This window comes from Streptomyces sp. NPDC043853 (assembly GCF_056436025.1).
Window position 1 is genome coordinate 386,750 of sequence record NZ_JBWKDJ010000002.1, and the last position, 19,069, is coordinate 405,818.

At 73.2% G+C, this 19,069-nt stretch carries 19 protein-coding genes and 1 other RNA gene; 11 read left to right on the plus strand and 9 right to left on the minus strand.

Annotated elements, in window-relative coordinates; all coding sequences use genetic code 11:
* Positions 1–26 precede the first annotated feature (26 nt).
* From AC067U_RS06975 to efeU, 5 genes are all read left to right on the plus strand, one after another.
* On the plus strand, positions 27–1,112 hold the full coding sequence (locus AC067U_RS06975; RefSeq protein ID WP_478828929.1) for a FecCD family ABC transporter permease: 1,086 nt from the start codon (positions 27–29) through the stop codon (positions 1,110–1,112).
* Positions 1,109–1,945, plus strand: coding sequence for a heme ABC transporter ATP-binding protein (locus AC067U_RS06980; RefSeq protein WP_478828601.1), 837 nt, complete (start codon positions 1,109–1,111; stop codon positions 1,943–1,945). The genes AC067U_RS06975 and AC067U_RS06980 overlap by 4 nt, the downstream gene beginning before the upstream one ends.
* Before the next feature lie 330 nt (positions 1,946–2,275).
* On the plus strand, positions 2,276–3,439 hold the full coding sequence (gene efeO, locus AC067U_RS06985; protein ID WP_478828602.1) for an iron uptake system protein EfeO: 1,164 nt from the start codon (positions 2,276–2,278) through the stop codon (positions 3,437–3,439).
* Between the two features lie 15 nt (positions 3,440–3,454).
* A complete protein-coding gene (gene efeB, locus AC067U_RS06990) occupies positions 3,455–4,786 on the plus strand; it encodes an iron uptake transporter deferrochelatase/peroxidase subunit (RefSeq protein WP_478828603.1) in 1,332 nt (443 codons plus the stop codon).
* A 13-nt stretch (positions 4,787–4,799) separates the two neighbouring features.
* The gene (gene efeU, locus AC067U_RS06995; RefSeq protein WP_478828604.1) at positions 4,800–5,648 is read left to right on the plus strand and encodes an iron uptake transporter permease EfeU; all 849 of its coding nucleotides are present in this window, start codon (positions 4,800–4,802) and stop codon (positions 5,646–5,648) included.
* 69 nt (positions 5,649–5,717) lie between these two features.
* Here the strand turns inward: efeU and AC067U_RS07000 are convergent, their stop codons facing one another.
* From AC067U_RS07000 to AC067U_RS07015, 4 genes are all read right to left on the minus strand, one after another.
* Entirely contained in the window at positions 5,718–6,575 is an 858-nt protein-coding gene (locus AC067U_RS07000; RefSeq protein WP_478828605.1) for a PhzF family phenazine biosynthesis protein, read from the minus strand.
* Positions 6,576–6,650: 75 nt separating this feature from the next.
* Positions 6,651–7,067, minus strand: coding sequence for a VOC family protein (locus tag AC067U_RS07005; RefSeq protein ID WP_478828606.1), 417 nt, complete (start codon positions 7,065–7,067; stop codon positions 6,651–6,653).
* 10 nt (positions 7,068–7,077) lie between these two features.
* A complete protein-coding gene (locus tag AC067U_RS07010) occupies positions 7,078–7,500 on the minus strand; it encodes a helix-turn-helix transcriptional regulator (RefSeq protein WP_478828607.1) in 423 nt (140 codons plus the stop codon).
* Positions 7,501–7,573: 73 nt separating this feature from the next.
* Positions 7,574–8,347 (minus strand): SDR family oxidoreductase, encoded by a 774-nt coding sequence (locus tag AC067U_RS07015; protein ID WP_478828608.1) that lies wholly within the window; start codon positions 8,345–8,347, stop codon positions 7,574–7,576.
* Between the two features lie 109 nt (positions 8,348–8,456).
* Here AC067U_RS07015 and AC067U_RS07020 point away from each other — a divergent pair, with 109 nt between their 5' ends.
* Together AC067U_RS07020 and AC067U_RS07025 are read left to right on the plus strand one after the other, a co-directional pair.
* Positions 8,457–9,827 carry a Bcr/CflA family multidrug efflux MFS transporter gene (locus tag AC067U_RS07020; RefSeq protein WP_478828609.1) on the plus strand — a complete coding sequence of 457 codons (1,371 nt, stop codon included), beginning with the start codon at positions 8,457–8,459 and terminating at the stop codon, positions 9,825–9,827.
* A 9-nt stretch (positions 9,828–9,836) separates the two neighbouring features.
* Positions 9,837–10,835, plus strand: a complete 999-nt coding sequence (locus tag AC067U_RS07025; RefSeq protein ID WP_478828610.1) for a small ribosomal subunit Rsm22 family protein — start codon at positions 9,837–9,839, stop codon at positions 10,833–10,835.
* Positions 10,836–10,897: 62 nt separating this feature from the next.
* Here the strand turns inward: AC067U_RS07025 and ddaH are convergent, their stop codons facing one another.
* The gene (gene ddaH, locus AC067U_RS07030; RefSeq protein WP_478828611.1) at positions 10,898–11,707 is read right to left on the minus strand and encodes a dimethylargininase; all 810 of its coding nucleotides are present in this window, start codon (positions 11,705–11,707) and stop codon (positions 10,898–10,900) included.
* A gap of 141 nt (positions 11,708–11,848) precedes the next feature.
* On the opposite strand from ddaH, the gene AC067U_RS07035 reads away from it, so the two are divergent.
* Both AC067U_RS07035 and AC067U_RS07040 read left to right on the plus strand, forming a co-directional pair.
* The gene (locus AC067U_RS07035; protein WP_478828612.1) at positions 11,849–12,451 is read left to right on the plus strand and encodes a TetR/AcrR family transcriptional regulator; all 603 of its coding nucleotides are present in this window, start codon (positions 11,849–11,851) and stop codon (positions 12,449–12,451) included.
* A gap of 250 nt (positions 12,452–12,701) precedes the next feature.
* Positions 12,702–13,460, plus strand: coding sequence for a bifunctional DNA primase/polymerase (locus AC067U_RS07040; protein ID WP_478828613.1), 759 nt, complete (start codon positions 12,702–12,704; stop codon positions 13,458–13,460).
* A 681-nt stretch (positions 13,461–14,141) separates the two neighbouring features.
* Here the strand turns inward: AC067U_RS07040 and yaaA are convergent.
* Positions 14,142–14,942 carry a peroxide stress protein YaaA gene (gene yaaA, locus AC067U_RS07045; protein ID WP_478828614.1) on the minus strand — a complete coding sequence of 267 codons (801 nt, stop codon included), beginning with the start codon at positions 14,940–14,942 and terminating at the stop codon, positions 14,142–14,144.
* Positions 14,943–15,090: 148 nt separating this feature from the next.
* Between yaaA and AC067U_RS07050 the strand changes: the two genes are divergently transcribed.
* Positions 15,091–16,548: a ribonuclease catalytic domain-containing protein gene (locus tag AC067U_RS07050; protein ID WP_478828615.1), complete on the plus strand. Its 1,458-nt coding sequence runs from the start codon at positions 15,091–15,093 to the stop codon at positions 16,546–16,548.
* A 12-nt stretch (positions 16,549–16,560) separates the two neighbouring features.
* Here the strand turns inward: AC067U_RS07050 and AC067U_RS07055 are convergent, their stop codons facing one another.
* A complete protein-coding gene (locus AC067U_RS07055) occupies positions 16,561–17,412 on the minus strand; it encodes a hypothetical protein (RefSeq protein ID WP_478828616.1) in 852 nt (283 codons plus the stop codon).
* A complete protein-coding gene (locus tag AC067U_RS07060; RefSeq protein ID WP_478828617.1) occupies positions 17,409–18,155 on the minus strand; it encodes a MerR family transcriptional regulator in 747 nt (248 codons plus the stop codon). Before AC067U_RS07060 ends, AC067U_RS07055 begins: the two co-directional genes overlap by 4 nt.
* 106 nt (positions 18,156–18,261) lie before the next feature.
* On the opposite strand from AC067U_RS07060, the gene rnpB reads away from it, so the two are divergent.
* An RNA gene (gene rnpB / locus AC067U_RS07065) (RNase P RNA component class A) lies at positions 18,262–18,663 on the plus strand.
* 69 nt (positions 18,664–18,732) lie between these two features.
* On the opposite strand, the gene AC067U_RS07070 is transcribed toward rnpB, so the two are convergent.
* Complete coding sequence (locus AC067U_RS07070; protein ID WP_478828618.1) at positions 18,733–18,987, minus strand: Uma2 family endonuclease; 255 nt, start codon at positions 18,985–18,987, stop codon at positions 18,733–18,735.
* Positions 18,988–19,069: the final 82 nt, after the last annotated feature.

Here is a 19,069-nt window from a genome sequence, read left to right on the forward strand (position 1 = left end):
ACGAACTGCGCGGCCCGGCCCCGGCCCTGACGCACCCGGCAGCGGAGTCGAGGCCGGAGACCGGCCCGGCCGCCGCCCGCCCGCGCCCGAGCCGGGCCCCGTGGCTCGGACTCGCCCTGGTCGCCGCCCTGGTGGCGCTCGCGCTGGTGTCCGCCGGCACCGGCGCCTACCGGATCCCCGCCGGCGACGTCCTCTCCTCCGTCCAGTACCGCCTGGGCCTGGGCGGAGCCCCTCTCGACCGGGTCGGCGAGAGCGTGCTGTGGAACGTACGGCTGCCCCGGGTGGTGCTCGCGCTGCTGGTCGGGGCCTCTCTCGGGTGCGCGGGCGCGCTCATGCAGGGCGTGTTCGGCAATCCGCTCGCCGAGCCCGGGGTCATCGGCATCTCCGCCGGGGCCGCGGTCGGCGCGGTGGCAGCCATCGCGCTCGGGCTGTCGTTCCTGGGCAACTGGACGGTGACCGCCTGCGCGTTCGCCGCCGGACTGGCCACCGTCACCGCCGTCTACCTGCTGTCCCGCAGCGGCGGCAGGACCGAGGTGGTCACCCTCATCCTCACCGGCATCGCCGTCAACGCCTTCGCCGGTGCCCTCATCGGGCTGTTCGTCTTCTTCGCCGACAGCGGCCAGGTCAACCAGATCACCTTCTGGCAGCTCGGCTCGCTCGCCCAGGCCACCTGGCCCAAGGTGCTCGCCGTACTCCCCTGCGCCGCCGCCGGCCTGCTGGCCGCTCCCCTCCATTCCCGCCGTCTGGACCTGCTCTCCCTCGGTGAGCGGCCGGCCCGGCACCTCGGCGTGGAGGTGGAACGCCTGCGGATGTCGCTGATCCTGGTGGTGGCCCTGCTGACGGCCGCCGCGGTGGCCGTCGCCGGGGTCATCACCTTCGTCGGCCTGCTCGTTCCGCACCTGCTGCGGATGGCGGGCGGTCCGGGCCACCGCTTCCTGGTCCCCGGCAGCGCCCTCGCCGGAGCCGTGGTCCTGGTCGCCGGCGATCTGGCCGCCCGTACCCTCGCCCAGCCCGCCGAACTGCCGCTGGGCGTCCTCACCGCACTGCTCGGCAGCCCCTTCTTCTTCTGGCTGCTGCGCCGGACCCGCCGCAAGCAGGGAGGCTGGGCATGACGCCTGCCCGAAGGCCGTTCGCCCGGAACCGGCGCAGCCTCCCCGCGCCCGCCGCACCCGGCACCGTGCTCGCCGAGGCGGCGGCGCTGCGGGTCCGGCTCGGGCAGCGGGACGTCCTGGCCGGTATCGACCTGGCCGCCCGGGCCGGCGAGGTGCTCGCCCTGGTCGGCCCCAACGGGGCGGGAAAGTCGACGCTGTTGGCCGCTCTGGCCGCCGACCTGCCGGCCGCGGGCGGCGAAGTGCGCGTCGGCGGGCGCCCGGTGGGCGAGTGGTCCGCGCCCGATCTGGCGCTGCGCCGCGCCGTGCTCCCCCAGGCGGCCGCGCTGTCCTTCCCGTTCCCGGTGGCGGAGGTGGTGCGGATGGGCCGGGCGCCCTGGTCCGGCACGCCCCACGAGGACGAGGACGAGGTGGCGGTGGCCGCCGCGATGGCCGCCACCGAGGTCGCCGGTTTCGCGGCCCGGCCCTTCTCCGCGCTGTCCGGCGGCGAGCGCGCCCGGGTGGCGCTGGCCCGGGTGCTGGCCCAGCGGACCGCGCTGCTGCTGCTCGACGAGCCGACCGCGGCCCTGGACCTGCGGCACCAGGAACTGGTGCTGCGGATCTGCCGGGAGCGGGCCGCGGCAGGGGACGCGGTGGTGGTCGTCCTGCACGACCTGGGACTGGCGGCGGCGTACGCGGACCGGGTGGCGGTGCTGCACGGCGGACGCGTCGCGGCGGCCGGGCCCCCGGCCGCGGTGTTCGAGGAGGGGCTGCTGAGCCGGGTGTACCGGCAGCCGGTGGAGGTGCTGCCGCACCCGCGGACCGGGGCCCCGCTGGTGGTCCCGGTCCGCGGATGAGCCCCGGCCGGGTGCGGGCCGGGGGCGGGTCCCGTCCGGTCGTACCCCGTCGGCCGCACGCGACGTACAGAACATAAAGGGCATATGTGCATATGCAGCCAAGAAATCCCCCTACTTGACCGGCACTTGACTCCCGCTTGGGAGCTCCGTGCCCGCATCTTGAGGTGACCGTGATGACCCCGTGACGGGGCGGCGACCCGCCCCGAATCCTGTGACACGGATCACGACGGGAGGGTTCTATCCGCAAGTAAGGCTCGGCTAAGTTAGGGGCGCCTCACCGGCCCGTCCTCCGCTCTGGGCGGCCCCACGCCGAATCTGTCAGGAGCCTCCATGCGCCCCGCCCGCCGTACCGCCCGCCTCACCGCCGCCACCGCGGCCGCCGTCGTCGCCGCCGTCGTCGCGGCCACCGGCTGCTCGAAGAAGACCGAATCGGGCTCCGCGGACCTGGTCAAGATCACGGCCACGGACAGCGCCTGTGAGGTCTCCGTCAAGGAGTTCCCGGCCGGCAAGGTCTCCCTGGAGGTCCAGAACAAGGGCTCCAAGGTCACCGAGGTCTACGTGCTGTTCCCGGACGACCGGATCGTCACCGAGCGCGAGAACATCACCCCCGGCACCAAGGCCACCATCACGGCCGAGATCAAGGCCGGCGACTACGAGATCGCCTGCAAGCCCGGTATGAAGGGCGACGGCATCCGCCAGCAGGTCAAGGCCACCGGCGGCGCCGTCGTCGCGAAGCGCAGCCCCGAGCTGGACACCGCGGTCGCCGCGTACCGCAGCTACGTGCTGCAGCAGGCCGAGGAGACCCTCCCCAAGGCGCAGGCGTTCGCGGACGCCGTCAAGGCCGGTGACGTGGAGGCCGCGAAGAAGGCCTACGCCGTCTCCCGCATCGGCTGGGAGCGCACCGAGCCGGTCGCCGAGTCCTTCGGCGACATCGACCCGAAGGTCGACGTCCGCGAGGACGGCCTGGAGGCCGGCCAGGACCCGGCGAAGGACTGGACCGGCTGGCACCGCCTGGAGAAGGCGCTGTGGCAGGACGGCAAGATCGGCGACGCCGAGAAGCAGCTCGCCGACAAGCTGATGGCCGACCTCACCGACTGGCGGAAGAAGGTCGGCCAGGCGGAGATCACCCCGACCTCGATGGGGAACGGCGCCAAGGAGCTCCTGGACGAGGTCGCCACCGGCAAGGTGACGGGCGAGGAGGAGCGCTACAGCCACACCGACCTGGTCGACTTCAAGGCCAACGTCGAGGGCGCGCAGAAGGCGTACGAGCTTCTCAAGCCGGTCGCCTCGAAGAACGACCCGGCCCTGGCCGCCGAGCTGGACAAGCAGTTCGCCGCCATGAACACGCTGCTCGACAAGTACCGCGCCGACAAGAACACCTACGAGTTCGAGTCCTACGACAAGGTCGGCGAGCCGCAGCGCAAGGAGCTGTCCGACGCCGTCAGCGCGCTCGGCGAGCCGCTGTCGAAGCTCGCCGCGGCCGTCGTCAAGTAGTCCGGGAGTCCTGAGATGACGGAAAAGACGGACAAGACAGGCGAGACGGAATCGGCGCCCGCGGTGGACGCGGCGCCCGTGGCGGTCCCGGCGGACGGCGGCACCCCCGCCGCCGCCCCCTCCCGCCGCTCGGTCCTCGGCTGGGGCGGTGCCGGGCTCGCGCTCGGCGCCGCCGCGGCGGGCGGCACCGCCGCCGTGCTGCGCGGCGGCCCGGACCACGTGCCGGCCGCGCTGACCGGGGCGGCCGTGCCCTTCCACGGCGAGCACCAGGCGGGCATCGCCAGCGCCGTTCAGGACCGGCTGCACTTCGCCGCGTTCGACGTGAAGACCAAGGACCGGGCCGAGCTCGTCCAGCTCCTCAAGGACTGGACCCGCGCGGCCGAGCGGATGGCGGCCGGCCTGCCGGTCGGCGAGGGCGCCGTCGGCGGCCTGCCCGAGGCCCCGCCGGACGACACCGGTGAGGCGCTCGGCCTCAAGCCGTCCCGGCTCACCCTCACCATCGGCTTCGGTGCCTCGCTGTTCGCCAAGGACCGCTTCGGCCTGGAGGGCAAGCGCCCCGAGGCGCTGATCGACCTCGAACTGTTCCCCGGCGACAACCTGGACCCGGCCCGCTCCGGCGGCGACATCTGCGTGCAGGCCTGCTCCGACGACGTCCAGGTCGCCGTGCACGCCATCCGGCAGCTGGCCCGCATCGGCTTCGGCAAGACCGTGATGCGCTGGTCGCAGCTCGGCTTCGGGAAGACCTCCTCGACCACCCCCGAGGAGCAGACCCCGCGCAACATGATGGGCTTCAAGGACGGCACCCGGAACATCTCCGGCACCGACACGGCCGCCCTGGACAAGCACGTCTGGGTGTCCGGGAAGGACGTCCAGGGCCCTTCGGCGTGGCTGGCCGGCGGCTCGTACCTGGTGGCCCGGCGGATCCGGATGAACATCGAGATCTGGGACCGCACGCCGCTCCAGGAGCAGGAGGACATCTTCGGCCGGGACAAGGCCGAGGGCGCCCCCGTCGGCAAGTCCAAGGAGCGCGACGAACCCTTCCTGAAGGCGATGAAGCCGGAGGCGCACGTTCGCCTGGCGCACCCGGACACCAACGACGGGGCGATGATGCTGCGCCGCGGCTACTCCTTCACCGACGGCACGGACGGACTGGGCCGGCTCGACGCGGGCCTGTTCTTCCTCGCCTACCAGCGGGACGTGCGCAAGGGCTTCATCCCGGTGCAGCGCAACCTGGCCAAGGCCGACGTCCTCAACGAGTACATCCAGCACGTGGGTTCGGCCGTCTTCGCCGTTCCGCCGGGCGTCCGCGACAAGGACGACTGGTGGGGCCGGGCGCTGTTCTCGTAGGGGGCCGCCGGACATGTTCAGCAACTACCTGATCGGTCTCCGGGAGGGCCTGGAGGCCAGCCTGGTCGTCTGCATCCTGGTCGCCTACCTGGTCAAGACCGGCAACCGGAAGAAGCTGCCGGCCATCTGGCTCGGCGTGGGCATCGCGGCCGGGGTCAGCCTGGCCTTCGGCGCCGCGCTGGAGTTCGGCACGCAGGAGCTCACCTTCGAGGCGCAGGAGGCGATCGGCGGCACCCTGTCGATCGTCGCCGTGGGCCTGGTGACCTGGATGGTCTTCTGGATGAAGCGCACCGCGCGGACCCTGAGGGCCGAACTGCACGGCAAACTCGACGCGGCACTCGCCATGGGCACCGGCGCGCTGGTGACCACCGCCTTCCTCGCCGTGGGCCGGGAGGGCATCGAGACCTCGCTGTTCGTCTGGCGCTCGGTGAAGGCGGCCGGTGACGGCGCCGGCCCGCTGACCGGCGTCCTGCTCGGCATCGGCTCCTCGATCGTGCTGGGCTGGCTGTTCTACCGGGGTGCGCTGCGGATCAACCTGGCCCGCTTCTTCACCTGGACCGGCGGACTGCTGCTGGTCGTCGCGGCGGGCGTGCTCGCGTACGGCGTCCACGACCTGCAGGAGGCGGACTTCGTGGGCGGGCTGACGAACAAGGCGTTCGACGTCAGCTCCACGATCCCGCCGGACAGCTGGTACGGCACCCTGCTGAAGGGCACCGTCAACTTCCAGCCGGACCCGACCGTGCTGCAGGTGTGGGTGTGGGCCCTGTACCTGGTCCCGGCGATGCTGTTGTTCCTGGGCACGGCCTGGGTGGGCCGGCTGGTGAAGCTGGCGTCGTCGGTGGCCAGGGCGAGCACCGACTGATCCTCCGCGGAACGCCGGGGCCGGAGGGGCATGCATGCCCCTCCGGCCCCGGCGTTCCGGTATTCCGGTTCAGCCGATCCGGGCGCCCTCGCCGCCGACCCGCACCCGGGGGTCGCCCGCGCGCAGCTCGACGGTCAGCACGCCCGGCCGGCCCATGTCCTCGCCCTGGTGGAGGGTGAGCACGGCCTCCTCCGGGACCAGGCCCAGTTCGCGGGCGTACGCGCCGAAGGCGGCGGCCGCGGCCCCGGTGGCCGGGTCCTCCACGACCCCGCCGACCGGGAAGGGGTCCCGTACGTGGAACACCCGGTCGCCGGCCCGGTGTACGAGCTGGACCGTGGTCAGGTCCAGGCGGCGCATCAGCGCCTCCAGGCGCGGGAAGTCGTAGGCGAGTTCGGCGAGGCGGGCGCGGGTGGCGGCGCCGAGCACCAGGTGGCGGGCGCCCGCGTAGGCGATCCGCGGCGGGAACGCCGGGTCGAGGTCGGCGGCGGGCCAGCGCAGGGCGGCCAGTGCCTCGGCGAGGTCCTCGCCGGCGATGTCCTCGACGTGCGGCTCGACGCTGGTGAGGGTGGCCCGCAGGGTGCCGCCGTCCTCGGTGACCGTCACGGGGACCGGCCCGGCCTGGGTGGCGAACAGCAGCTCGCCCGGCCCGGTCCGCTCGGCCAGCGCCACGGCGGTGGCCACGGTCGCGTGTCCGCAGAAGGGCACCTCGGCCTTGGGGCTGAAGTAGCGGACGGTGAAGGCCCGTACGCCGTCCCCGCCCAGCCCCTGCGGCGGCGCGGTCAGGAAGGCGGTCTCGCTGTACCCGAGCTCGGCGGCGATGCCGAGCATCGCCGCCTCGTCGAGTCCGGACGCGTCCAGGACGACCCCGGCGGGGTTGCCGCCGTCCGGGTCGGCGGAGAAGGCGGTGTAGCGCAGCACATCAGTCATGCCCACCCCAACTGCCTCTCCGGCCACAGCATTCCCGGCCCTTCCCGGCCCGTCATACCGGCGGCGGCCCGGATCTCACTGCTTGCGCGGCTGGTTGAAGCGGAGCATGTTGCCGGAGGGGTCGCGGAAGGCGCAGTCGCGGACCCCGTAGGGCTGGTCGATGGGCTCCTGGAGCACGTCGCCGCCCGCGGCCTGGATCCGCTCGAAGGTGCCGTCGACGTCGTCGGTGGTGAAGATGACCCCGCGCAGCAGGCCCTTCGCCAGCAGCTCCGCCATGGCCTGCCGGTCGGCGGGCGAGGCGTTCGGGTCCGCGAGGGGCGGTTCGAGGACGATCTCCACACCGGGCTGCGAGGGCGAGCCGACCGTCACCCAGCGCATCCCCTCGAAGCCGACGTCGTTGAGGACCTCCAGGCCGAGCACGTCGCGGTAGAAGGCGAGCGCCTTGTCGTGGTCGTCGACGGCGATGAAGCACTGCGAAAGCTTGATGTCCATGCGCCACACGCTACGCGCGGGGGTCGGCCTTCGCTTCTCCGTTCCTGACCGGTCGGGTGTGGAGTCTGGCGATGCAGGCCGGGATGACGGCGCCCTCGTCGTGGTCGCGGGCCCGGTAGGCGCTCGGGGACTCGCCCACCAGCTCGGTGAAGCGCGAGCTGAAGGATCCCAGGGAGGTACAGCCGACCTCGAAACAGACCTCGGTCACCGTCAGGTCGCCGCGCCGGAGCAGCGCCTTGGCCCGCTCGATCCGGCGCGTCATCAGGTAGCTGTACGGGGTCTCGCCGTAGGCGGCCCGGAAGCTGCGGGAGAAGTGCCCGGGCGACATCAGGGCGACCTTCGCCATCGCCGGGACGTCGAGCGGCTTGGCGTACTCGCGGTCCATCAGGTCACGCGCCCGGCGCAGCCTGACGAGGTCCTCCAGTGTGCTCACCCGACCACCTTCCCACAGCCCCGGGCGCCGCCGCCCGGGTCGGCCCCGGCCCGCCCCGGCGGCCCCGGCCCGGTCAGCCCCGCCCGATGTACGGCATCGCGGTCGCCATCACCGTCGCGAACTGCACGTTCGCCTCCAGCGGGAGCTCCGCCATGTGCCGGACGGTCCGCGCCACATCGGCCGCGTCCATCACGGGCTCGACGGCGAGCTGCCCGTTGGCCTGCAGGATGCCCGTCTGCATCCGCTCGGTCATCTCCGTCGCCGCGTTGCCGATGTCGATCTGGCCGCAGGCGATCCGGTACGGGCGGCCGTCCAGGGACAGGGACCTGGTGAGGCCGGTCATGGCGTGCTTGGTCGCGGTGTAGGCGATCGAGTTCGGCCGCGGCACGTGGGCGGAGATGGAGCCGTTGTTGATGATCCGGCCGCCCTGCGGGTCCTGCTCCTTCATCATCCGGAAGGCCGCCTGCGCGCACAGGAACGCCCCGGTCAGGTTGACGTCGACGACCTGCTTCCAGGCCTCGTAGGCGATGTCCTCGACCGGCACCCCGGCCGGCCCGAAGGTGCCCGCGTTGTTGAAGAGCAGGTCCAGCCGGCCGTACCGGTCGCGCACGGCGGCGAACAGCGCCGTCACGTCCTGCGGGTCGCTCACGTCCGCCGGTACGCACAGCACCTCGGCGCCGGGCCGGGCCGCCCGCGCCGCCTCGGCCATCGCCTCCAGCGGCTCCGGCCGGCGGCCCGCGACCGCCAGGGACCAGCCGCCTTCGGCCAGGGCCAGGGCCACGGAACGCCCGATGCCCGAACCGGCGCCGGTCACCACAGCGATCTTGTTCCTGCTCGTGTCGTTCATGCTGCCGGAGATTACGTCACACGGCGCTCACCGCCCGGGACCTTCCGACAGCTGAGAACATGAACCGGTCGGGGATGTTGAAAAGAAGACGATCAGACTGGAGCAGCAGATGCCCGAGAGAGGTCCCACGCCGGTTTCCTCCTCCCCCACGTCCCCGCCGACCGCCTCGGGCACGCCCCCCGCGACGCCCGCCGCCCGCCGGACCGGGCTGCTCGTCACCTTCGTCCTCGGCGGGCTCTCCGCCCTCCCCCCGCTGTCCATGGACATGTACCTGCCGGCGCTGCCGCAGGTCACCACGGCCCTGAACAGCCCGGCCGCCACCATCCAGCTGACCCTGACCGCCTGCCTCGCCGGCATGGCCGTGGGCCAGCTGGTCATCGGCCCGATGAGTGACAAGTGGGGTCGCAAGCGCCCACTGACCGTCGGCATGATCATGTACGTGCTGGCCACCGCCGTCTGTGCCTTCGCGCCGACCGCCGAGATGCTCATCGGCTTCCGGCTGCTCCAGGGCCTGGCCGGATCGGCCGCCATCGTGATCGCCCGGGCGGTCGTACGGGACCTCTACGACGGCGTGGAGATGGCCCGGTTCTTCTCCACCCTGATGCTCATCTCCGGGGTCGCCCCGATCGTCGCCCCCCTCATCGGCGGCCAGGTGCTGCGCTTCTCCGACTGGCGCGGCGTCTTCCTCGTCCTGACCGCCGTCGGGGTGCTGCTGACCGTGGTGATGTGGCGCGGTCTCGGCGAGACCCTGCCGCCGGAGCGGCGGCAGACCGGCGGGGTCGGCGCGGCCCTGCGCACCATGCGCGGACTGGTCGCCGACCGGGTGTTCGCCGGGTACATGCTCGCTGGCGGCTTCGCCTTCGCCGTGCTGTTCGCCTACATATCGGCCTCGCCCTTCGTGGTGCAGGAGATCTACGGCGCCTCCCCGCAGACCTTCTCCTTGCTCTTCGGCCTGAACTCGGTCGGCCTGATCGCCGCCGGCCAGGTCAACGGCAAGCTGCTGGTCGGCCGGGTCAGCCTGGACAAGGTGCTGGCCGTGGGACTGGCCGTGATCACGGCCGCCTCGCTGGCGCTGCTGCTGATGTCCGCCGGGGTGTTCGGCGAGGTCGGACTGGTCCCGATCGCCGCCGCGCTGTTCGTCGTGATGTCCGCGATGGGCATCGTCCTGCCCAACACCAACGCCCTCGCCCTGATGCGGACCCCGCACGCGGCCGGGTCGGCGTCCGCTCTGCTCGGCACCTCCTCCTTCCTGGTGGGAGCGGTCGCCTCCCCGCTGGTGGGGATCGCCGGGGAGGACACGGCGGTGCCGATGGCCGTGGTGCAGCTGACCTGCGCGCTGCTCGCGGTGGCCTGCTTCGCGGGCATGGGCCGCCCCTGGCAGCGCCGGGGGACCGAGGGCCAGGGGGCGCGGGCCGGGGAGGACGGGAAGGCCGGGGTCACGCCTCCCGCGGCCGGCGCCGAGGCCTCCCGGGAGCCGTAAACTTCGCGGGTGAACCCCGACTCCACCTCCGCCGAATCCCTGCGGGCCGCGCTCGCCGGCCTCCTCGACGGGCTGCCGCCCAAGCAGGCCGCGGCCGCCGTCGACCGGCTGATCGCCAACTACCGCGGCCGGACCCCGACGGACGCCCCCGTGCTGCGCGACCGCTCCGACGTGGTGGCGTACGCGGCGTACCGGATGCCGGCGACCTTCGAGGCGGTACGGGCGGCCCTGGACGGCCTGGCGGCCGCCGCCCCCGGCTGGGCTCCGGACTCGCACGTGGACGTGGGCGGCGGCACCGGCGCGGCCACCTGGGCCGTGGACGCCACCTGGTCGGGGCCGCGCGAAACGGTGGTCCTGGACTGGGCGGAGCCGGCCCTGACCCTGGGCCGGGAGCTGGCCGTCGCCTCCGGATCGGAGGTGCTGCGCGGCGCCGAGTGGCGCCGGGCGGTCATCGGCACCGGGCTGAGCCTGCCGGAGGCCGGCCTGGTCACCGTCTCCTACGTCCTGGGCGAGCTCACCGAGCAGGCCCGGCGGGCGGTGGTCGCCGAGGCGGCCCGCGCCGGACAGGCGGTGGTGGTGATCGAGCCGGGCACCCCGGAGGGCTACCTGCGCATCCGGGAGGCCCGGGAGCAGCTGATCGCGGCGGGGCTGCACGTGGCGGCGCCCTGCCCGCACGACGGCACCTGCCCGATCGAGGTGGGCCAGGACTGGTGCCACTTCGCCGCCCGGGTCAGCCGGTCCTCCCTGCACCGGCAGGTGAAGGGAGGCTCACTGGCCTACGAGGACGAGAAGTTCAGCTACGTGGCGGCGGTCCGCTTCCCGGTGGCCCCGGCGCCCGCCCGGATCACCCGGAAGCCGCAGATCCGCAAGGGGCTCGTGCTGCTCGACCTGTGCGGCCCGGAGGCGGAGGGCCTGACCCGGGCCAACGTCAGCAAGCGCCACGGCGACCTGTACAAGGCGGCGCGTGACGCGGAGTGGGGCGACGCCTGGCCGCCGGCCGCGGACTGACCGCGGCCGGGGCCGGGGCGTGTTTCCGGCGCCGGGCGGTGAGCACCGGACGCCGGCTCCGGTCAGTCGCGGAGCTCCATGGTGCAGCACTTCACGCTGCCGCCGCCCTTGAGCAGCTCGCCCAGGTCCAGGCCGACCGGTTCGAACCCGCGCGCCCGCAGCGGCTCGAACAGCCCGGTCGCCGCCTGCGGCAGGAACACGTGCCGGCCGTCGGAGACGGCGTTGAGGCCCAGTACGGCCGCGTCCTGCTCGGTGGCGATCAGCGCGTCGGGGAAGAGCCTGCGCAGCACCGCCCGGCTGCCGGGCGAGAACGCCTCCGGGAAGTACATGACCTCGTCGCCGTCGAGCACGCTGAGGGCGGTGTCCAGGTGGTAGTAGCGCGGGTCCACCAGGTCCAGGCCGATCACCGGCCGCCCGAAGAACTCCTGGGCCTCGTCCGCCGAGAGGGGACTCGACCGGAAGCCGCGGCCGGCGAGCAGGTAGCTCGCCGTGACGGCGAAGTCCCCCTCGCCCTCGTTGATGTGGGAGGGCTCGTGGACCTCGGTGTAGCCGTGGGCGCGGAACCAGGCGAGGTGGGCCTCGGCCTCGGCGGCGCGTTCGGGGTAGGCGAACCGGGCGCCGAGCACCCGTCCGTCCACGACGGTCGCGCCGTTCGCCGCGTAGACCATGTCGGGCAGGTCCTCCACCGGGTCGAGGACCTCGACGGTGTGGCCGAACGAGCGGTAGCGGTCACGGAGGTCCTCCCACTGGGCGAGTGCGAGGGGCAGGTCCACCGGTTTCGTGGGATCCATCCACGGGTTGATGGAGTACGTGACCTTGAAGTGCACGGGTGGGCACATCAGGTAGCGCCGGGGTGTGGCGTCTCTGCGCAAAGAAGGCTCCTTACGAAGACAGGTAAGAGAATCGTCGCTCCTCCGCCCGCACCGCGCAGTGAACTGTCCGGGTGGTTTGACTGACGAAACGATTTCCGAACCACAAAGACGATACGTCTCGGCTCGTACTACACTCGCGGGATGGCAAAGACCCCCGACGCCTCGCGCCGCAGCGACCGCTCCCGCCGGGCCATCCTGGACGCGGCCCTCGCCCTCGTCGGCGAGGTGGGCTACAACAAGCTGACCATCGAGGCCATCGCCGCCCGGGCCGGGGTCGGCAAGCAGACGATCTACCGGTGGTGGCCCTCGAAGGCCGCGGTCCTGCTGGAGGCCTCCCTCTCGCTGGCCGGGGACGCGGCGGAGGAGGGCGGCTGGACGGGCTTCCCGGACACCGGCGACCTGGCCGCCGACCTCAAGGCGGTGCTGCGCGCCACGGTCGACGAGTTCAACGACGAGACGTACGAGGCGCCGGCCCGCGCCCTCACCGCCGCCGGGGCCACCGACCCCGAGCTGGGGGCCCGCTTCACCGAGCAGCTCCTGGAACCACAGCTCGCCCTGTACGAGCAGCGGCTGCGCTCCGCGCGAGAGGCCGGCCAGATCGCCGAGGACACGGATCTACGCCTGGCGGTGGAGATGCTGCTCGGCCCCCTGACGTACCGCTGGCTCCTGCGCACCGCCCCGCTCACCCACGCGTTCACGGACGCCCTGGTGGACCGCGTCCTGAGCGGCCTGGCACCCCGCTGAACACGGGGGCGCACAGCGGCCACACCCCCACCGCATGAACTTCCGATGTGCGCCCCGTGACCCCCCGGTGAGCAAAGTCACCGCCGTCCCCCGGCCGGAAACAACCGTCCGAAACCAGCCCATTCACGCACTATCAGGACACCCCCCGGCGGGTGAGGGCGGTCAAGGGGCCCGCGGGATGGTGGGACGATGTCAGGGTCTGCCTGAAGGTCTGCCGGGCATCGGTGAGGTGAGGGGATACATGGGGTCCGTGGGGTCTGAGTCCGGCCGCTTCAAACGCGGTGCGCAGAGCAGGATTTCCCAGTGGCTGCGGCTGCGCCCGAAGCCCACCCCCGAGGACCCCGGACGAGAGCGCGAGCGGCTGCTGCTGGCGGTGGCCTCGGCCGGCCTGCCGATCGCCCCGGCCGCCCACCCCGTCGGCTACCGCTGTTCCTGCGAGCGCATCGGCTGTCCCACCCCCGCCCGGCACCCGCTGTCCTTCGCCTGGCAGACCCAGTCGACCACCGACCGCGCGCAGATCGAGCGGTGGGCCCGCAACCACCCCCAGGCCAACTTCGTCACCGCCACCGGCATGGTCCACGACGTCCTGGACGTGCCGCTGGAGGCCGGGCGCGACGCGCTGGACCGCCTGCTGGCCGCGGACATCGCGGTCGGACCGGTCGCCGAGTCCGGGGCCGACGGTCCCGCCGAGAAGGCCCGGATGCTCTTCTTCACGGCCACCCGCGGCACCCCCGAGGACGAGGACGAGTGGTGGCCGTGCGAACTGGACTGTCACCCCGAGACGATGGACGAGCACCCCGGCCTGCGGTGGCACTGCCGCGGCAGCTACGTCCTGCTGCCGCCCGCGGCCCTGCCGGGCGACCTGGCGGTCGCCTGGGTCCGCGGGATGGAACATCCGCTGCCGGATCCGCTGACGCTGCTCGAAACGCTCACGGACGCGTGCGCGCTCCATGCCGGCGCCACCGACCACGATCCGGTCGCCACCGTGGCCTGGCCCCTGAGCCACTAGCCCCTCCGGGGCCGCGCCCGCCCCGTACGGGAGCTCCGCCCCGCCCCCCTGACCTGGGCTCCGCCCCAGACCCCGCACGAGGCTCGGCCCCGACTGCCCACGGGACTTCGCCCTGCCCCCGGGAACGGGCTGCGCCCTTACCCCCGAGCGGGCTTCGGAGCGGGCTGCGCCCGAGCGAGGTACGGTGCTCCGCCCCGGGCAGCGTTTCCGGGGCTCCGCCCCGGACCAGGGCCGGCTTCGGGTGGGGCCGGGTTCCAGCCGCACGCGGCGGTGTCCCGGTGTGCCCACCCTCCCCCAAGCTCTCGACTTCGCTCGAACAGGGGGGACCCCCATCGCCCTGCGGGACGCCTGCCCACACCGCGGTAGTCCGGCAGACCGCGCCGTTCGGCGTCTGTCACCACCTCTCGGACCGGCCGGAGTGCCGCGGGAGGGGGTCGGGGGTGGAGGGTGGGGTGTCCGGGACACTCAAGCGTGATTTGTGGCGCGCCCCCCGCCCGACAACCGGATGCTGCGCAACGCGCCGTAAATCATGCCGTCCCGGATACCCCACCCGGAGCCCACGGCCCCCGCACCCGAAGCCGCCCCAACCCCGGCCCGGCCCGGCAGCCAACGCGCCCGGACCCGGAGCCGCCCGAGACCGGCCCGGCCGGCAGACTCCCGCCCCTCCGGGAAGCATCGGCATCAGTGGATCTGGGTGACCACCACGTCCAGAGACCACGCCTTCGCCGGCTTGGCCGGAGCCTCCGCCTCGACCACGTAGCCCAGGTCCCGCAGCGCCGTCACCAGTTCCGCCGGAGTCGCCGGCACCGCCCCGGCGAGCAGCAGGTCCCGGACCATCCGCCCCTTCGTGGCCTTGTTGAAGTGGGAGACCACCGACCGCTTCTCGACCCCGTCCACCACCTGCGAGTGCAGCACCCGAACCGAAGCCGTCCGCCCCGCGAGCTCCCCCTTCGGCTTCCACGCCGCCCCGTAGGCCGCCGACCGCAGGTCCAGCACCAGCCCGTCCCCGGCGGCAGCCGGCATGACCTCGGCCATCGGCGTGCGCCAGTACGCCCCGAGCGCGCCCAGCCCCGGCAGCTTCACCCCCATCGAGCACCGGTACGACGGAATCCGGTCGGTCATCCGCACCGCACCCCACAGCCCGGAGAACACCAGCAGCGACTCCTCGGCCGACGCCCGCGCCGCCTCCGGCAGGTCCGCCAGGCCCAGGGCGTCGTACAGCACGCCCGTGTAGACCTCCCCGGCCGGCAGGGCGGCAGCGGACCGCAGCAGAGCGTTCTTCGCGACCTCGCCCCGCAGCCCCTCGCTGAGCCCCAGCACCTCGCGCGCCTTCGTCTCGTCCGCCGAGCACAGCTCGACGAGCTCCTCCAGGACGGCCGCCCGGGCCTCCGCCAGCCCCGGCAGGGAGAGCCCCTCGGGGCGCAGGGGTGCGCCGGAGCCGCCGGCGGCCTTTCCTTCGGACGGCGGCAGCAGCACGAGCACGGTGGTTTCTCCTTCTTCGCGTACGAGCGCGGGGGTGCGGCCCCGACATGCCAGCGTAGGCCCTTGCGGACCGGCCCCCTGACCGGCGGCCCGCCCGAACGGACCGCCCCGCCGTGCCGGTGACCGCCTGCCGCCCTACGCTCGGGACATGCCACGTCGCCGCATGCACATGTCCGACAAGGCCAAGGCCGCACTGCGTACCGCCCTGGAGAAGTTGCGGACGGAGGTGGGTGCCTCCGCGGCCTTCCCCCCGAGCGTGCTCGAAGCGGCCGACGCCGCCGCCCGGGCGCCCCGGCTGCCCGACAAGGACGCCACCGACCTGCCGCTCTTCACGATCGACCCGCCGTCCTCACGCGACCTCGACCAGGCCATGTACCTGGAGGAGCGGCCCGGCCGCAGGTTCCGCGTGCACTACGCCATCGCCGACGTGGCCGCCTTCGTGGCACCGGGCGACGCGGTGGACACCGAGGCCCAGAAGCGGGTCATGACGCTGTACTTCCCCGACGGCAAGGTGGCCCTGCACCCCCCTGTGCTCTCCGAGGGTGCCGCCAGCCTCCTTCCGAACCAGACCGTCCCCGCCCTGCTGTGGCAGCACGACCTCGACACCGACGGGCACGTGACCCGCTCGAACGTGACCCGGGCCCTGGTCCGCAGCCGGGCCAAGCTCGACTACGCGGGTGTCCAGCAGCAGCTCGACGCCGGTACGGCCGAGAAGCCCCTGCGCCTGCTGCGCGACATCGGCCGCCTGCGCGAGACCCTCGAGGTCACGCGCGGCGGCATCTCGTTCACCCTGCCGGACCAGGAGGTCACTTTCGAGGACGGGCGGTTCCGGCTGAGCTACCGGGCGCCGCTGCCGGTGGACGGCTGGAACGAGCAGATCTCCCTCATGACCGGCATGGCCGCGGCCCGGATGATGCTGAACAGTGGTACGGGCATCCTGCGGACCCAGGGCACGGCCCCGACCCACGAGGTCAAACGGGTGCGCCAGATCGCCCAGGACCTGGGCATCGACTGGCCGCACCACGTCTCGTACGCCGATCTGGTCCGCTCCCTCGATCCGCAGAACCAGAAGCACGCGGCCTTCCTCAACGAGTCCACCAGCTTGCTGCTCGGAGCGAACTACACCTCGTTCAAGGGGCACCGCATCCCGGAGCTCACGGTCCACGCGGCGATCGCAGCCCCGTACACGCATTGCACGGCTCCGCTGCGACGCCTGGTCGACCGGTACTCCGGTGAGCTGTGCGTGGCCGTCTGCGCGGGGCAGGCCCCGCCCGAGTGGGTACTGGCCGCCCTGGACGGCCTGCCGGACACGATGGCGAAGGGGAAGGGGAACAACGCCGAGCGGGAGTCCGTGAACCTGGTGGAGGCGGCACTGCTCATGCACCGCAAGGACGAGATCTTCGACGCCACGGTCATCGACACCGACGCGGAAGAACGCCCGCCGCGGCCGAACGAGGGCAAGGTGCATCTGGCGGATCCGGCCGTGATGGGCAAGATCATCGCGGACGGCCACCGTCTCGTCCTGGGCGAGACCGTCCGGGCCAGGCTCGACCGGGCCGACCCGAATTCCCCCGAGCGGGAGAAGATCCTCTTCAAGATCCCGTAGTGGACCGCCGCCTCACACGGGTGCGGCCGGAGCGCCGGCCGCCGCCGCCCGCACCGCCGCGACCAGCGCCGCCGGGTCGTCGGCGTGGAAGCGCAGCCCGGTCGCCTCGCCCCGCGCGCCCAGCGGCCGGACGTACGGAAGCGGCCGGTTCAGCGCCACCGTGACCGTGGTCTGGCTGCCCACGATCAGGTCCAGTACGCCGTCCTCGCCGAGCCTCACCAGCCGTCCCTCGGGGAAGCGCCGGTCGACCCGGACCGAGGCGATCGCGTCGGCGGGCACCGGCAGGTCGAACAGGGCGCCGTAGCGGATGCGCAACGACCCGTCGGGGGACACCACATGCGGCCGGGTCACGCAGGCCGCGTGCAGGGCGAGCATCAGCAGCACCCCGTAGACGTCGATCACCAGCACCACCCGGTGCACGGCGGGCCAGGGGATCAGCACGGAGAGCGCGACCGTCTCGACCACCGACACGAAGACGAAGGCGTACATCATCGCCGTCTGCGGGGAGGTGTACGGGACGGCGCGGTCCCCGGCCCGCACCCCGTGCCGGCGCCGCGCGGTCCACAGCGCCAGCGAGTGCGCGGCGCGCAGTTCGTGCACCAGCAGCCGACGGACCTGCACGGGCACCACGGTCCGTACGGCCGCCCGCAGGGCCTCGCCGCGCCCGGCGCCCGCGGCGCGTCCGGCGGCGTACGGGCCGCGCAGCGCCCACGCCTCGAGCACGAACACGCACAGCACCACCACCTCCGCGCCGAGCACCGCCCACTCCGGGATCCGCACCCCGGAGGCGACGCACAGCACCAGCAACAACTCCGCGGGTATCACCGCGGCCGCGACGATCCGCGCCGCACGCAGCAGGCTCATCCCCGCCCCCTCTCCAGGAACGCCTCCATCACCCGGCGGACCACCTCGGCCTGCGCGGGTTCGTACTCGGCCAGCAGGGCCTCCTTGAAGCCCGCGACCACCGGGCCGCCGCCGGCCGGGATCGCCTCGAACACCTCGTCCGGGACCGCCGCCACCAGGTCCTCGGCGAGTGCCGGGATCCGCGGGTCGTCGGCGGCGGCGCCGTGCAGTTCGTCGAGCCTCTCGTACAGGGCCAGTACGGCGGGGTCCCCGGCCAGCGGACCGAGGGCCGCGTAGAGGGCGTCGCCGCCGCCCGTCGCGTGGAGCAGCTCCAGGTGCTCCCGGTCCTTCCGGGCCGTGACCGACCCGGTCTCCGGCGCCTTCGCCAGCAGCGCCGCGAGACCGGGCGGGAGCACGGCCGCGTCCTCTCCGGAACCGCTCTGCGTCGCGGTGAGCAGCGCGGCGAGCCGTTCCCGTCGCGCACGGATCTCCGTCTCCTGCCGGGCCAGGTCCGCGTCGAGTTCCGTGAGGACCTCGGCCAGGTCGCGTCCGGCGTCGTCGCCGAGCACGTCCCGGACTTCGTCCAGGCTCAGTCCGAGCTCGGTGAGCCGGCGCACCCGGGCCAGCAGCACGGCGTCCCGCACCGTGTAGGCCCGGTAGCCGTTGGCCAGCCGATCCGGCTCCGGGAGCAGCCCGACGTGGTGGTAGTGCCGGATCGCCCGGGTGGTGAGCCCGACGACCGCGGCGATCTCTCCGATCCGCATGCGGCCAGTAGAAACCCTGACGCTGCGGCAAGGTCAAGCGGACGGGGCGGGCGGTACGGCGGGTCGGCCGGTACCGCCGCGGCAGGTAGCATGGTCATTCGCAGAACGACACAGGCGGACGGCCGCGTCGGGGTGAGAGCCCCGCCGAGGAACGTCCGGGCTCCACAGGGCAGGGTGGTGGGTAACGCCCACCCGGGGTGACCCGCGGGACAGTGCCACAGAAAACAGACCGCCGGGGGCCGCGAGGCCTCCGGTAAGGGTGAAACGGTGGTGTAAGAGACCACCAGCACCTGGGGTGACCCAGGTGGCTAGGTAAACCCCACCCGGAGCAAGGTCAAGAGGAGTCGTCTCCGGACGGCTCTGCGCGGACGATCGAGGGCTGCCCGCCCGAGTCCGCGGGTAGACCGCACGAGGCCGGCGGCAACACCGGTCCTAGATGGATGGCCGTCTCCCCGGCGACCGCGAGGTCACCGGGTGACAGAACCCGGCGTACAGCCTGTGTCGTTCTGCGGTGCCGCCCCGACCGGGGACTCCCTCCGGTCGGGGCGGCTTCTGCGTGCCCGGGGTCGTCAGCCGGTCAGAGGCCGCTGGTGTCGATCTCGACGTCGAACGGCTCCGGGAGCCTGATCGGCATGCCGAACGGGTGGGGGCCGTCCTCGTGGGCGTAGCCCTGGTGAACGGGCTCGGAGAACAGGGTCCACGCTCCGTCGATCCGGTCGATCAGGAGGTACAGCGGCACGCCGTACTGACCGTACCGTCGCCGCTTCTTGACCCGGTCGTCGGCCGCGTCGGATTCCGAAGTCACTTCCACGACGAGGAGCGCCTCGTCCACGGGCAGGGACTTGGCACCTTTGGCGATCTCCTGCGGGACGGGCCGGGGCCCGCACACACCGTGTGCGGGGCCCTCGGCCGTT